12 protein-coding genes are annotated in these 13,693 nt (G+C 55.1%); 5 read left to right on the forward strand and 7 right to left on the reverse strand.

All coding sequences use genetic code 11. The features are described from left to right. Positions 1 to 46: 46 nt before the first annotated feature. Positions 47 to 835 (forward strand): hypothetical protein, encoded by a 789-nt coding sequence (locus tag WC600_12395; protein MFA4903527.1) that lies wholly within the window; start codon positions 47 to 49, stop codon positions 833 to 835. A 287-nt stretch (positions 836 to 1,122) separates the two neighbouring features. Here the strand turns inward: WC600_12395 and WC600_12400 are convergent, their stop codons facing one another. The 5 genes from WC600_12400 to WC600_12420 all read right to left on the reverse strand — a co-directional run bounded on the left by WC600_12400 (position 1,123) and on the right by WC600_12420 (position 6,723). After that, positions 1,123 to 1,851, reverse strand: coding sequence for a flavodoxin family protein (locus WC600_12400; protein MFA4903528.1), 729 nt, complete (start codon positions 1,849 to 1,851; stop codon positions 1,123 to 1,125). Positions 1,852 to 2,481: 630 nt separating this feature from the next. Next, on the reverse strand, positions 2,482 to 2,703 hold the full coding sequence (locus WC600_12405; GenBank protein ID MFA4903529.1) for a type II toxin-antitoxin system HicB family antitoxin: 222 nt from the start codon (positions 2,701 to 2,703) through the stop codon (positions 2,482 to 2,484). 273 nt (positions 2,704 to 2,976) lie between these two features. Beyond that, entirely contained in the window at positions 2,977 to 4,617 is a 1,641-nt protein-coding gene (gene groL / locus WC600_12410) for a chaperonin GroEL (protein MFA4903530.1), read from the reverse strand. Between the two features lie 72 nt (positions 4,618 to 4,689). Further along, positions 4,690 to 4,980: a co-chaperone GroES gene (gene groES / locus WC600_12415; GenBank protein MFA4903531.1), complete on the reverse strand. Its 291-nt coding sequence runs from the start codon at positions 4,978 to 4,980 to the stop codon at positions 4,690 to 4,692. A gap of 159 nt (positions 4,981 to 5,139) precedes the next feature. Continuing rightward, the gene (locus WC600_12420; protein ID MFA4903532.1) at positions 5,140 to 6,723 is read right to left on the reverse strand and encodes a transglycosylase SLT domain-containing protein; all 1,584 of its coding nucleotides are present in this window, start codon (positions 6,721 to 6,723) and stop codon (positions 5,140 to 5,142) included. A 224-nt stretch (positions 6,724 to 6,947) separates the two neighbouring features. On the opposite strand from WC600_12420, the gene WC600_12425 reads away from it, so the two are divergent. After that, positions 6,948 to 7,871, forward strand: a complete 924-nt coding sequence (locus WC600_12425) for a hypothetical protein (protein ID MFA4903533.1) — start codon at positions 6,948 to 6,950, stop codon at positions 7,869 to 7,871. Positions 7,872 to 8,045: 174 nt separating this feature from the next. Here WC600_12425 and WC600_12430 read toward each other — a convergent pair whose 3' ends face one another. After that, entirely contained in the window at positions 8,046 to 8,705 is a 660-nt protein-coding gene (locus tag WC600_12430; GenBank protein ID MFA4903534.1) for a hypothetical protein, read from the reverse strand. Between the two features lie 574 nt (positions 8,706 to 9,279). Between WC600_12430 and WC600_12435 the strand changes: the two genes are divergently transcribed. Further along, positions 9,280 to 9,438, forward strand: coding sequence for a hypothetical protein (locus tag WC600_12435; protein ID MFA4903535.1), 159 nt, complete (start codon positions 9,280 to 9,282; stop codon positions 9,436 to 9,438). A gap of 147 nt (positions 9,439 to 9,585) precedes the next feature. Here the strand turns inward: WC600_12435 and WC600_12440 are convergent, their stop codons facing one another. Continuing rightward, positions 9,586 to 10,308, reverse strand: a complete 723-nt coding sequence (locus WC600_12440) for a hypothetical protein (protein ID MFA4903536.1) — start codon at positions 10,306 to 10,308, stop codon at positions 9,586 to 9,588. Between the two features lie 513 nt (positions 10,309 to 10,821). Between WC600_12440 and rimO the strand changes: the two genes are divergently transcribed. After that, positions 10,822 to 12,186 carry a 30S ribosomal protein S12 methylthiotransferase RimO gene (rimO, locus tag WC600_12445; GenBank protein ID MFA4903537.1) on the forward strand — a complete coding sequence of 455 codons (1,365 nt, stop codon included), beginning with the start codon at positions 10,822 to 10,824 and terminating at the stop codon, positions 12,184 to 12,186. Between the two features lie 258 nt (positions 12,187 to 12,444). Beyond that, positions 12,445 to 13,419: a polyprenyl synthetase family protein gene (locus WC600_12450; protein MFA4903538.1), complete on the forward strand. Its 975-nt coding sequence runs from the start codon at positions 12,445 to 12,447 to the stop codon at positions 13,417 to 13,419. Positions 13,420 to 13,693: the final 274 nt, after the last annotated feature.

A 13,693-nucleotide genomic window follows, 5' to 3' on the forward strand; every position in this document is an offset into this window, starting at 1 on the left:
TAATTGCTCCCTTTTATTTAATCTATGTGCATTTAAGAGCTGAGCTGTGCCTGAAGAGCTGCTTTATGATTTGGACCTGTGGCTTATTCTGGTTGCCAGTATTGGGGGTTTCTTCCTGGCGACCGAGGCTGGATTCCTGTTGGGGCGCCGGAGTCAGTCGACTACTAACGACCATTCGAGATCTCAGATCTATACAATTCAAGGCGCAGTGCTCGGACTGCTGGCCCTGCTGTTAGGATTTACCTTTGCGATGGCGATGTCCCGTTATGATACGAGAAAACAATTGGTCCTCTCGGAGTCCAATGCAATCGGCACCACCTTTCTCCGGGCTCAACTGCTGCCGGAGCCGCCACGCAAGGAAGTCTCCAACCTGTTGCGCCGCTATGTCGAGGTTCGGCTGGATTTTTATTATGCCGGGAACAACTCCAAGCTGTTGCGCGAAGTGAGGGACAAAACGGAGCGGTTGCAAAATCAGCTTTGGGCCTATGGAGTTGCCATGGGTGAAAAAGACCCGCGGGCGGTCACGACCGGGTTATTTCTCCAGTCTCTGAACGAAACGATTGACCTGAATGCCACAAGAATCACCGCCTTGGAAAACCACGTGCCCGAGATTACGCTGGTGCTCCTCTATTTTGTTGCGGTTATGGCGACTGGGCTCATAGGTTATGGCTGCGGGCTCTCGGGGATACGCAATTTCTTCGTGACCATAATATCGTCGGTTCTTATTGCCGCGGTGATTATGGTGATTATCGATCTCGACCGGCCGCGCCGGGGCTTGATCAAGGTAAGTCAGCAGCGGATGATCGATCTGCGGGATAACCTTAAAGAGCAGTGACGTTGGGGATGGACGACCTTTGGGGGCGGCTTGGGAAAATTTGCTCATCCCTGGCGCGCAGGGCTTACCCTACCTGCAAAATGGGCGGTCGGGCAGGTTGTCCCTATGAATGGTATCAAAAAAACGGATGGGAGACGCCACCCTCACGAGCGGTGCCCGAGAACAGAGTGGCGTTCCCAAGTGCAACTTGGGAACGAGGACGAACAGGGCGGACACGCAGGTCCGCCCTGTTCGGTTTGGCGAGCCGTAAATATAAAGGATGGTGCGCAGGCGCCCCCTACATTTCATTACCCGGTGGCGCTTTGGGACCAAAATTCCCGGAGGAGGCGGGCCAGGGTTTCGCCGGGGGCCAGGTCCTGGGCGAGGGCGGCCAGGGTGGCCGGGGTGACCTGGCCCTGACGCACCACTTCTTCCCCGGCCTGAGCTACGGCGTCCAGGATGGCTTGGGCCTGGGGCTGAAATTCGGGGATGGAGAGAAATTCGGCGGAATGGCGGTAGATTTCGGCGACAAGGTCATTGCCCAGGCACATGCGCCAGGTCATGGACAAGGCCTGGAACATGGCCGGGTCCCAGAAGCCGCAGACGCTCAAGGTCACCACTCGTGGCATCTTCTCGAAGCGGTGCGGGATGCCCCCGGCCTCGGACGTTTCCTTTAAGGGGTCCATCATGGGCAAGGTGCGTTCCACGAAAAGCTTCATGCGGGCGTTCATAGTGGCGTGGTAGATGGGGGAGGCCAGCACCACCAGATCGGCCGCCAGATACCGGTCAAACAGGACCTCCGACATGTCGTCTTTCTGGATGCAGCGGCCTGGGGTCTGGACCCAGCAACCATAGCAGCCCAGACAGTGGTTGATCTTGTAGTTCCGCAGGTAGAGGGTCTCGGCCACGGCCCCGGCGCGTTTGGCCCCTTCCAAGAATTTTTGTAAGACCAGTTCGGTCTTGCTGGTTTCGTTCTCCCGCGGGCTGCTGTTCAAGGCCAGGATGTTCATGAAGTTCTCCCTTATAGCGTTTGCCAAAAGTTTTTTCCTCTAATTCTCCTCTCCCCTTGTGGGAGAGGGTAGGGTGAGGGGTTAATAAGAAAAAACTTTTGAGCCTCTTGCAAAAGTCTCTTTTCGGTCAATATCTTATTTGGGCGTTTATGAGTTTGCCGGTAGCACAGGCTTTCCAGCCTGTGCTCATATAAGCTAAAGCCTGCGACTACATCATGTCCGGCAATTTTGCAAGAGGCTCTTTTGGTCAATGAGTATAGGTGCCGTTTTCGGTTGAAGAGTTGCACAGGAATTGTCAATGGGGTGGAAAGTTACGCGGTAATATTTGAGAGGCTACCTGGAATTAAAGGCAAGTTCAAGCTAGAATCTGATTAGATGCCTTAAGATGACATTTTTCTGGATGGAAAAAAGGCAGGGCGGACACGCAGGCAATACTACCATTTTATATTATTCGAATTCACTCCGAGGAATTCCTGACTGACGGATGATTGATTGTAAAGTGCCGATTCTTAGTTCCCCATGGTCAGGAACCGGAACGGTAATCGTGCCATCGTTGAACGTTTTCTGCATGACGATATGGCTGCCACGCCGACGGACTTGGCAAACCCGTGTCTGGACAGGATTTGACAAACCTCTTGGCCGGACAGAACTCGCAGTTTACCCAACTGCTACCTCAACCTGGGTAACATAAACCTCTTCCCGGAGCCGACTCTTGATCTCCTCCGAGGAAGCCGATTCAAAAAAGAGTTCCAAGGCTTCCCGGAGATTTTCTCGAGCTGCCTGGACGGTGTCTCCCTGACTGGCTATATCGAGTTCAGGGCACAAAGACACATAGCCATCCCCTTCGCGTTCAATAATGGCCGTAAGTTGCCGTTTCATCTGGTGCTCCTCGACAGGAAACTATGTTCCTTTTGTAATTTTATGTCCAATTTCCGGAACAAGCCAAAAGAAAAGTGGAAAAGAAGATTAACAATAACGCAAGTTATCACAGGCTGGTAGTTTATTCACTGGATAAAAAAAGGGCGGACACACAGGTCCGCCCCTACTATTTGGTGGGACGTGCCCACCCTACATTTTGAAGGGAATCGAGGGAAGGGGATGTCCCACAGACTGGAAGCCTATGGCACTAACCCCTGATCCCTAACCCCTGTTTTAGTACATGCCTTCCATGCCGCCCATGCCGCCGCCGCCCATGGGGGGCATCGGCGATTCTTTCTTGGGTTTCTCGGCGATCATGGCTTCGGTGGTGATCAACAAGGAAGCCACTGAAGCGGCATTCTGGATAGCGTAGCGGGTGACCTTGGTGGGGTCGATGACGCCCGCTTCCATCAGGTCCTCGTATTGGCCAGATTCGGCGTTGAAGCCCATGGCGCCTTTCTCGTTTTTGACATGCTCCGCCACTACGGAACCTTCGAAGCCGGCGTTGTTAGCGATCTGGCGGATGGGTTCTTCCAGAGCCCGCTTGATGATATTGACGCCCAGATCTTCGTCATGACTCTTCAGCTTCAGGCCGGCCAGGGCCGGGGCGCAGCGCATGAGGGCGACGCCGCCGCCGGGCACGATGCCTTCTTCCACCGCCGCGCGGGTGGCGTTGAGGGCGTCTTCTACCCGAGCCTTCTTCTCTTTCATTTCGACCTCAGTGGCCGCGCCGACACGGATAACCGCGACGCCGCCCACCAACTTGGCCAGGCGCTCCTGGAGCTTTTCCCGGTCGTAGTCGGAGGTGGTCTCATCGATCTGGACGCGAATCTGTTTCACGCGGCCTTCGATGGCCGCACGGTCGCCGCCGCCGTCGATGATGGTGGTGTTATCCCGGTCGAGGCTCACTTTGCGGGCGGTGCCCAGCTCTTTGACCGTGACGTTTTCCAGCTTCCAGCCCATGTCCTCGGAGATCATCTGGCCGCCGGTGAGGATGGCGATGTCTTCCAACATGGCTTTGCGGCGGTCGCCGAAGCCGGGGGCCTTGACGGCCGCGACCTGGAGGGTGCCGCGCAGTTTGTTGACTACCAGGGTGGCCAGGGCTTCGCCGTCCACGTCCTCGGCGATGATCACCAGGGGTTTGCCCATTTTGGCAATGGTCTCGAGCACGGGGAGCAGGTCTTTCATGGCGCTGACCTTCTTCTCGTGGATGAGGATGTAGGGCTCTTCCAGGGCGGCTTCCATCTTCTCCGGGTTGGTGACGAAGTAGGGGGAGATGTAGCCGCGGTCGAACTGCATGCCTTCCACCACTTCCAGAGTGGTTTCCATGCCTTTGGCTTCTTCTACGGTGATGACGCCTTCTTTGCCGACCTTGGCCATGGCATCGGCAATGATGTTACCGATGGAGGGGTCGTTGTTGGCGCTGATGGTGCCGACCTGGGCGATTTCTTTCTGGTCTTTGGTGGGCTTGGAAATCTTGTGGAGCTCTTCCACGACCGCGGTCACGGCCTGCTCGATGCCGCGCTTCAAGGCCATGGGGTTGGTGCCGGCGGCCACGAGGCGGGAGCCTTCGCGGTAGATGGCCTGGGCCAGGATGGTGGCGGTGGTGGTGCCGTCGCCGGCGACATCGGAGGTCTTGGAGGCCACTTCCCGAACCATCTGGGCCCCCATGTTCTCGAATTTGTCTTCCAGTTCGATCTCTTTGGCGACGGTAACGCCGTCCTTGGTGATGGCCGGGGCGCCGAAGGCTTTTTCCAGGATTACGTTACGGCCCTTGGGACCCAGGGTGACTTTGACGGCGTCCGCCAAGGTATTGACGCCCCGGAGCATAGACTCCCGGGCTTTAATGTCATATTTAATTTCTTTTGCAGACATGAGCTTACTGTCCTCCTTAAGGATAAATGCTGATACGTCAGAAATTCAGGTTCGTTGCAGGGAAGATTTGGATTAGTCGGTGAGAACAGCGAGGATGTCTTCTTCCCGCATCATCAGGTATTCTTCGCCTTCCATCTTAATTTCGGTGCCGGCATACTTGCCGAACAGGACCCGGTCGCCTTCTTTCAGTTGAAGAGGCATGCGGTTACCGGCGTCGCTCATTTTGCCGGGGCCGACGGAGATGACTTTGCCTTCAATGGGCTTCTCTTTGGCGGTATCGGGAATGAGGATGCCGCCTTTGGTGACCTGCACCTCTTCGATCCTTTTGACCAGAACCCGGTCGTTCAAGGGTTTAACCTTCATATACAACCTCCTTGGAATAAATTCAGGTTATGAGCGGTGTTAGCACTCTCATCAAGTGAGTGCTAATCATCCTGCAAATTTTAACTACTTTTGCGGGAAAATCAAGAGGTGCACGAAAAAAAAATGGAAAAAGCGGGGTTGGGCCGAAGCCCGGAGTGATTACCGGGCTTCGGAAACCATGAGAGGCCGTTTGGATTTGGCGTGAGAATACTTATCCTTGGCATTCTTGTTGGACGAACCGTTCTTCTTGGGTTTGCTGGAACTCTTGGCGGAGTTATCGGTCTTTTTCGCCAAGCGGGTGTCGCTGGATTTTTTGGCTTTGGATGCCTGGGTATTGGAATTATCCTTGGCAGTGCCTATGAGGGCCACTTTGGTCTTTTTGGCTTCAGCCGGCTTGGCGGCCACAGACGATGTACCGAACATAGAGGCCTGGACCGGGGCTGCGCTAGCCTTAGCCGGAGTATTAGCCTTGGCAAGGGTGGCCGTTTGAGCTTTGGCGGGGGTGCTGTGGTTCGGTTGCTCCTGTTTGGCATAAGTGCGGCTGGCCTTTTTGGCGGGCTTGGCATAGGTCCGGCTCTTGGGGCTGGATTTGTGAGCCACCTCGGTGGACTGGCTGGCAGAACTCCGACTGCTCCCGCGGCTGGAATAGGAGCGTCCGGAACTGCGGGCCACCCGGATGGGGTGCGAGGCCACCGCGGGATGCTCGATGCGGGCAATGGTAATATTTTTCGTGAACAATTCTTTGCTGTTGGGCGGCAGATTCAAGGAGTAGGACGGCGCATCCGGGGGAGTTATGCCCCGGAGCAACTCCGGGTTGAGGGCCGCCACTTCCTCGGAGGGCACGTTCACGGCTACCGCGACGGCCGTCAGGGACGTGGTTTCCTTTATGGGGACCTTGTCAATTTTGAGCGGCGGTAAATAAGGGACATTTTTAAAGCCGAATTTTTCCGGGTTCTTGGCGATGATAGTAGCCGCGATCATCTGGGGCACGTAATTTTTAGTCTCGGTGGGCAGGCACATGTTGGCGGAGAGTTCCCAGAAGTTCTTGTGGTTGCTCTGGTTCAACTCCCGCTGCACCCTGCCCTCGCCGCAGTTGTAAGAGGCAGCGGCCAGATACCAGGAACCGAATTGTTTATAGAGGTCCAGGAGATATTGGGCGGCGGCCCGGGTGGCCTTTTCCGGGTCCCGGCGCTCATCCACGTAGCCGTCAATGGTCAAGCCGTAACGCAGGCCGGTGCCTTTGATGAACTGCCACATGCCGCTGGCGGCGGCCGGGGAATAGGCCTTGTTATTAAAGCCGCTTTCGATCATGGCGAGATAGGCCAGGTCTTCCGGAAGGCCGGCCTCCTGGAACACCTCTTTGATCATGGGCAGATAGCGGGTGGAGCGGGCCAGGTAGCGCGTGATGACCGCTTTGCGCTCGGTGGAGAAGTAGACCAGATAGGCCTTAACCTGCTTATTCATTTGGATGGGCACATCAAATTTGATCTGATGATCCCATTTTTGCAATTCATCTTCCAGGCTGCTGTCCGAACCGGGGATACCGCTCTTGGCGTAAAGCTCCTCCACGCGGTTGGGGCTCAACTCCTCGGTTAGGGCGGCTTCGTCGGCGTTGTCATCGACCACGGGAACCGTGATTTCCGGTTGGACCGGGTCGGCCTTGACCTGAGCGCCTTTTTGACCGCCGCCGCATCCCGCCAGAAATGCGAGGCAAACTACCACCCCCACGAGCCAAGATATCATAGAGACTCCTCTTATCTAGTGGTCCGGGTTTGCCAGTATACAGGTCCTGAAGTGATTTGCGCGACCTCCCCCAGAGGTGGGCCGATAGACCTGGGATTTTTATCCTATAGCAACTTTTTTTCGGCTTGGCAAGGAAAAAACCAGGCTGCGCCTGTTTTTCCCGGCTTCGGCGGCTTTGCAACCGCCGGTGCGGTGCTTATGATAAAACCTAAGGGGGAGAAATCATGGCAAATTTCACGTACCTGGCAAATCTGGAGATCATCGTCGCCCTGGCCGGATGGGCCGTGGGCCTGTGGGGTATGGTGAGCGGCCGGGAAGCCATCCTGCAGTATCTCTATTTCTTCGCGTGGTACCCTTATATCATCTTTCTGGACGGCTTCCTCTATCGCCTGAAAGGGAGGTCGTGGCTCCTGAATCGGCCCCGGGATTTTGGCACAATGTTCGTCTGGTCCGTCACCGTGTGGCTGGTGTTTGAAGCCCTTAACCTGGTCCTAAGAAACTGGGGCTATGTGGCGGTGGTGCCGGTGGGGTGGCTCCGGTGGAGCGGTTACGCCCTGGCCTTTGCCACGGTGCTGCCCGGGGTGCTCTTAACCGCTGAAGTGATGGGGGCCCTGGGGTCCTTTCAGAACGTCAAAGGCCGGGCCTTTAATTTGGGTTCCTGGCAACCGGTGTCGCTGATGGTGGGGGTGGGGATGCTGGTGTTTCCCCTGGTGTGGCCCAACTATGCCTTTCCCCTGATCTGGGGGGCGTTTTTCTTCCTGTTGGACCCGTTGTGTGACCTCATGGGCGGGCCTTCTCTGATTGTGCGCTTTGCCGCGGGGGAACGGCGGCGGTTCCTGAATCTGTTGACCGCGGGGTTGATCTGCGGGGTTTGGTGGGAGTCCTGGAATTGGTTCGCTATCAGTAAATGGGTGTATACGTTGCCGGTGCTCAATTGCTTCAAGGTCTTCGAGATGCCGCTGCCGGGGTACCTGGGGTTTGCGCCCTTCGCCCTGGAGTGCGCGGTCATGTATAATTTTATGAAGGCGTTGGATGAGCGGGTGCTGATAACCCCGCAGCGGCGGCAGTGGGCCTATGGCGTCCAACTGGTGTTCTGGATAACCATTTTTGCCGCCATGGATGCGTGGATAGTGATTTCATATCAGTGAGCGGTAAGCAGTGAGCAGTTGGTAGGGCGGGCGTCCCCGCCCGCCATCTTGGTGCGCGCAGGGCGCACCCTACATGGTAATGCCTGCGCTACACTACTTCTGGGGGGGCTCGACGCACATAAAAAAACCCCCGGCGAGGAGCCGGGGGTTGTAAACTTCTGGATGGGATTGAGGTCAGTCTGATTTTCTCCGGAGACCCACCAGACCCAACAGGGCGCTGCCCAGAAGGACCAGGGAAGGCGGGACGGGTACTGCACAGGCGGAGCCGGAATAGGTGGTATGATTTATGCCGTCCACCACCAACTCGCTTAAGGACACGGCTGGAGTAAACTGGAAGGTCAGGGCATTAATTGCCGAACCAAAGGCGCTAAAAGCCAAAAGATCGGCGTTGACCCCTCCATAAGTAATGCCGGTCACATTGGCCACCCCTCCGGCGTTAAGACCTCCATCAGTGCCGAACGTGAAGATACTCACCCATTCCAGGGCACTTGAGAGAACAAAGCCGGCCCCATCATCGATGGAAAAGGTTCCCGTCCCGGTGACCGGGGCTGTCTCAAGACCCGCCACAGGAGACGATATTGCGCCGATGGTGAAGGTGCCGCCGATGTTCCCAAACAGGTTTAAAGCACTCCCTGTTCCGTCATGCACGTCAGTGATTTGGAAGTCGTAGGTTCCGGTGTTCGGAAACTTGATGGAGTCGTCGGCCCCGTCGAAGGAAATCTCTGCACCTGTAATATTTGCGTAATTGAGGCACAGTTCTGCGAAGGCGCCGCTTGCGCTCAAGACAGTCAAGGCCATGATGCAAAGAAAGGTGATAAGTATTTTTTTCTTCACTTTTTCTCAACCTCCCTTAATGGTGTATTTAATTTTTACAAGAATATATAGCAATAATCATTCCATTATCTTAATGTATTGTTTTAATTCATTAAATATTTATCATGGATTATTTGGTCCAGGGGACTACCCCAAGTCATGTAATCATTATTAAACTTATTTCATAATTATTTAAGATTATTTTATTTTATTAAGGAATATTATAGAGTTGTCATGTTTCAGTTCTTATACTTATTTTTAAGTTCCTCAACTAGTGACACAGCATTCTTGAGCCTGCGGTTAACCATAAATAATGTAAAGTTAAAGAGGCTCTGCTGGCTCAAGCGTCCCGCCCAGGCGAGCACTACTTTTCAGGCCATTTGCTCATAAGGTGATGGCTCAGCAATAAGTTTAAAAAGTTCTCCGGGCCAGTTTGCCTGTGGAGGCACCGGGAGGTAGGCGGCTCCAAATCTTATAAAGAACTTTTCGGAACCGGGCTTTCATGTTTCAATTTTTGAACTTATGCGCAATTAGGACGGGGCCCTGCACGCCATGCATTATTGAGGTTTCCGCCCTTTGCCCCAGGGGCGCGGTCATGTATAATTTTATGCAGGCGTTGGATGAGCGGGTGCTTACCACGCCCCGGCAAAAGCGAAATGCCTGGCTGGTACAGTTGGTTTTCTGGCTGGTGATGTTTGCGGCTTTGGATGCGTGGACGGTGATTAGCTATCAGCAGTTAGCGGGGAGCAGTTAGAAAAATGGTGCGTAGAACGCACCGTACATGGCGGGCAGTGCCTGACCTACATTACTCTTGATACGAACAGAGAGTTCGTTTCAGTAAGAATAACCCAAAAAATGGTGCGCCGGAGCGCACCATGATAGTTACTTGTTCGGGATGGAATCAGGCTGATACCTTGCGCTGGCGCACTCTAAGCCCGATCAAACCCACCAAGCCGGAACCCAAGAGCAGCAGCGTGGGAGGCAAGGGAACCACCGGGTTAATGCTGCAGAAGCCCGTCAAAGCCGCAACATCGCCTCCGCCACTGAGGCCGAACGACACAGTGGTGCTAAAGATGCCGGTATACGGCCCGGACGGACCGGGAGCAGGACCAAAGGTATAGGGGCCATAGGCATATAAAGACCCCGCAGGCCCTGGTCCGAAGGCCGCCGTGGGACCCACACTCCAGGTGAAGGCAACATCTTGCAGAAAGTTGTCCTGGATAAGGCCATTAAGATTTGTAGCCGTAATAGTTACGCCATTTCCGGTGAAATCGGTGAGCCCCCCCACGATGGAGGAGGTGACCACCGTCGGCAGAGCCGGCAGCTCACCGGCCAAGACGGGGATGCTGAAAACAAAGGCAAAGGTGGAGGGAGCCCCAAAATCGGTCACTGCCAGGCCGTAGCTAATGATAGGATCAGCGCTGGCATTGCCGGTTATGATGACCTGGTCGCCCCCCGAAAAATTAATTGTTTGCTCAGAAAGCACAAAACCACTTTCGCTTTGCAAGTAGCTCAGATCAAACGATTCCCCGCCGCTTGAGATGGTTACGCCAAATGCCATAGCTGAGGTGGTCAGCCCCACCACCATTAGCAAGGCAATCAGTGCAATAGATGTTCTTTTCATGGACGACCCTTCCTTGTTAGAAATTGTAAATAGCTCTTTTGGAAAAACCTCCTCAACCCTGGGAGCATCATGCTATAATTGCGAGAATTCCTTTTACGCGGTCGAGGCAACCTTTTCTCATGTTAATGAAATCAATTAAGTTTCTTCGCTGTCCCCCCTCTCTCTATCCGACCACTCGAAGTGTAAAAAAAATGGATAGGTAATATTTTTACATCTTTTTTATAAAAAAATGCAATAATTATGCCATTTAAATAAGTTATTGTTTTTCATCATTTAATTTATTTTGATACAAATTTTAATAAGTTAAAAATGCCATTAATATTGAACATCTTAAAATTATTGTTCATTTCAAATTCTAGCAAGGTGAGCCCGTTTCAACATTTGAACATTTAAAGTATGATTAAACGAGGACTCACCAAATCCAATCGTTTATTGACGGAGGGCAGCAACCAAATTCCAGCAGGTTAAGGCTCGCATTTATTAACTCTGGCCAATTAATTTATGGGATACGTTTTGAATCATAATAACTTCCCCCTCAAGATCTACGCCGTCTCCTTGGGCTGCCCAAAAAACCTGGTGGACACGGAAATTATGTTGGGGCGGCTGACCCAGGCGGGCTGGGAGGTTACCGGGGATCCAGCCGCGGCGGACGTGCTCCTGGTCAATACCTGCGGGTTTATTGAGGCAGCCTGTAAAGAAGCGGTGGACACTATCCTTTCGATGGCCCGGGTCAAGGAGAATGAGCCCGGCAAGCGCCTGGTGGTGGCCGGGTGCCTGGTGCAGCGCTATGGGGCTGACCTGGCGCAAGAACTGCCGGAAGTGGACCTCTTTGTGGGGGTCAACGATTTTCCGGCCCTGGCGGATATGCTGGCAGGGCTTGCGACCGGGCAGGCAGACCGGTTATTTCATACGGCCCCACCCTACGCCTACGCGGCCCCCGAGGCGCGCTACCCCGCCACACCGGCACATCTGGCGTATCTCAAGATCGCCGAAGGCTGCAGCCACCGCTGTACTTTCTGTATCATCCCCCAGATTCGCGGGCCCTTGCGCAGCCGCCCTCTGAAGACTTTGGTGCGGGAGGCCGAACTGCTTGCCGGGGCCGGAGTTAAAGAACTCATCCTGGTGGCCCAGGACACCACGGCCTACGGCAAAGAGGAGCCGGGGCAACCGGGGCTTGCGGCGTTGCTTAGGGAACTGGCCGGGATTGACGGGTTCCGGTGGATTCGCTTGCTGTATGCCCATCCTGCCCGAATCACCCGGGAGCTTTTGGAGACCATGGCGGCTCATCCCCGGATTTTGCCTTACCTGGACCTGCCCATCCAGCACGGCCACGACGAGGTTTTAAGACGCATGGGGCGCGGCTATGGCCGCCGGGAGATTTTGGACGCGGTCCAGCTTATTCGGGAAATCCTCCCCGGGGCGACGCTACGCACCACGGTCATGACGGGCTTCCCCGGAGAGACCGAGGAACACTATCAGACCCTGATTGATCTTATGGAAGAGGTACGTTTCGATCATTTGGGGGTTTTCTTATATTGCCCGGAAACGGGAACTCCTGCAGCCCAGTGGAGTCCCAAGGTGTCCCGGCGGGAGGCCCGGCGCCGGGCCCGTCACCTCAAGGCCATACAGGCCAGGATCGTCAAGGCCCGGCTCAAGGCCCTGGTGGGGCAGGTGGCCGAGGTCCTGGTGGAAGGGGTGAGCCCGGAGAGCGACTACCTGCTCACGGGACGCATGATGAGCCAGGCCCCGGATATCGACGGCCAGGTTTATATTACCGCGGGAGTTGGTCAGGTGGGGGAGATCCAGACGGTACGGATTACCCGGGCGCTGCCTTATGATTTGGTGGGGGAGATTGTGGAGGACGGGGAAAAGGGATAAGAGCGGTGGCGAGCGGACGGCCTGCCTCTACGGGAGGTGACCAAGCGGAGCTTGGGCGGAAAGTGGTATTCCAAGCTGGAGCTTGGGAACGAGGGCAAACGAGGGTGAATCCTCCCTCAGCACAACCCTCCCCTTCCACGGATCACTGGGTTTGCAGACAAATTAATTTCTGTCATAATTATTATGATTGGCTGGGGGCATTAGCAGCCTCGCCCTAAATAATTGACTTCCCCGGAGGAGTAAGTTACTTTATTCACAATGAGCGCCACGGGCAAAAGTATCCTGAAAGACCTGGAAAAAGATGTGGTCGCCATCAATCTGGCGCTTTCGGCCAATCTTCAGACCCACGTGCCGTTGATCGCCGAGGTGGGGCGCCATATCCTGCTCAGCGGCGGCAAGCGCGTGCGGCCGCTCTTGTTCATTCTGGCGGCGCGGATGTGCGGCTGCCAGGGCAACAGTCTGAGCGATTTCTCGACGATCTTCGAATATCTGCACGCAGCCACGCTGTTGCACGACGATGTCATCGATGCGGCCAACGTGCGCCGGGGGGTTTCCACCGCCAACACCATCTGGGGCAACCAGGCGGTGATCCTGGTGGGGGACTTTCTCCTGGCCAAGGCTTTGTCCTTGGCGGTAACCACCAATAAATTGAAGATCTTGCAAGTTTTGTCCCACGCCACCACCATGATGGCCGAAGGGGAGATCCTGCAGCTTTTGCACGCGGGCAATTTGAAGATTACCGAAGCCGATTACTTCGACGTCATCACGCGCAAGACTGCGATCCTCATGGCGGCTGCGTGTCAGATCGGGGCCATCTTGGGCGGGGTCGAGCCCACCCAGGAGGAGGCCTTGAGCCAGATGGGCCTGAACCTGGGGATCACCTTTCAGGTGGTAGACGATATTCTGGATTATACCGGGAACGAACGGGAGTTGGGCAAGCAGGTATGCGCTGACCTTAGAGAAGGGCGCATCACCCTGCCTTTGATCCACGCCCTGGCCCAGGCCAATACGGCAGACCGGGAGCGCCTGGAGGCCATTGCCCAGGACCTGACCCCGGAGTCCGCCCCGGAACTGAAGAATCTCCTGGATAAGTACGGCTCGCTGGACCACGCCCGGGCCATCGCCCGGGACTACACCCTGAAGGCCCAGGATAACCTGGGGACCTTCCCTGCCTCCCTGGAAAAGACCTATTTTTGGGCTATTACCGAAGAACTCCTGAGTCGCACCCATTGACCGGCTGGACCTGATTATTGTAATAAGATCATGCCATTGCTCCTGCCAGCGCGGTGCCCCAGGGGGCCCATGAAACGGTGGGGGGGTGTCTTCAGCTTCCCCTTTATTTTCCTTGACATCACCCAATTTTCACATTAAATTGAAGGCGTAGATAGCATGTCAGACTGAAGGCAGGGCTGCGGGCCCTGGCCAAAGATCGGAAGGGTATGCTAAATACCTTCCCGTTTTTTTTTGCCTGGCTGCTCTCGCGGTCCTGCTCGTGGGGCGGGATAAG

Source organism: Desulfobaccales bacterium, from assembly GCA_041648175.1.
Lineage (GTDB): Bacteria > Desulfobacterota > Desulfobaccia > Desulfobaccales > 0-14-0-80-60-11 > 0-14-0-80-60-11.

Coding starts and splice junctions, on each gene's coding strand:
- groL (MFA4903530.1), bottom strand. CDS start 4,617: ATGTCTGCAAAAGAAATTAAATATGACATTAAAGCCCGGGAGTCTATG.
- WC600_12420 (MFA4903532.1), bottom strand. CDS start 6,723: ATGATATCTTGGCTCGTGGGGGTGGTAGTTTGCCTCGCATTTCTGGCG.
- WC600_12450 (MFA4903538.1), top strand. CDS start 12,445: ATGAGCGCCACGGGCAAAAGTATCCTGAAAGACCTGGAAAAAGATGTG.
- WC600_12405 (MFA4903529.1), bottom strand. CDS start 2,703: ATGAAACGGCAACTTACGGCCATTATTGAACGCGAAGGGGATGGCTAT.
- WC600_12440 (MFA4903536.1), bottom strand. CDS start 10,308: ATGAAAAGAACATCTATTGCACTGATTGCCTTGCTAATGGTGGTGGGG.
- groES (MFA4903531.1), bottom strand. CDS start 4,980: ATGAAGGTTAAACCCTTGAACGACCGGGTTCTGGTCAAAAGGATCGAA.
- WC600_12425 (MFA4903533.1), top strand. CDS start 6,948: ATGGCAAATTTCACGTACCTGGCAAATCTGGAGATCATCGTCGCCCTG.
- WC600_12435 (MFA4903535.1), top strand. CDS start 9,280: ATGTATAATTTTATGCAGGCGTTGGATGAGCGGGTGCTTACCACGCCC.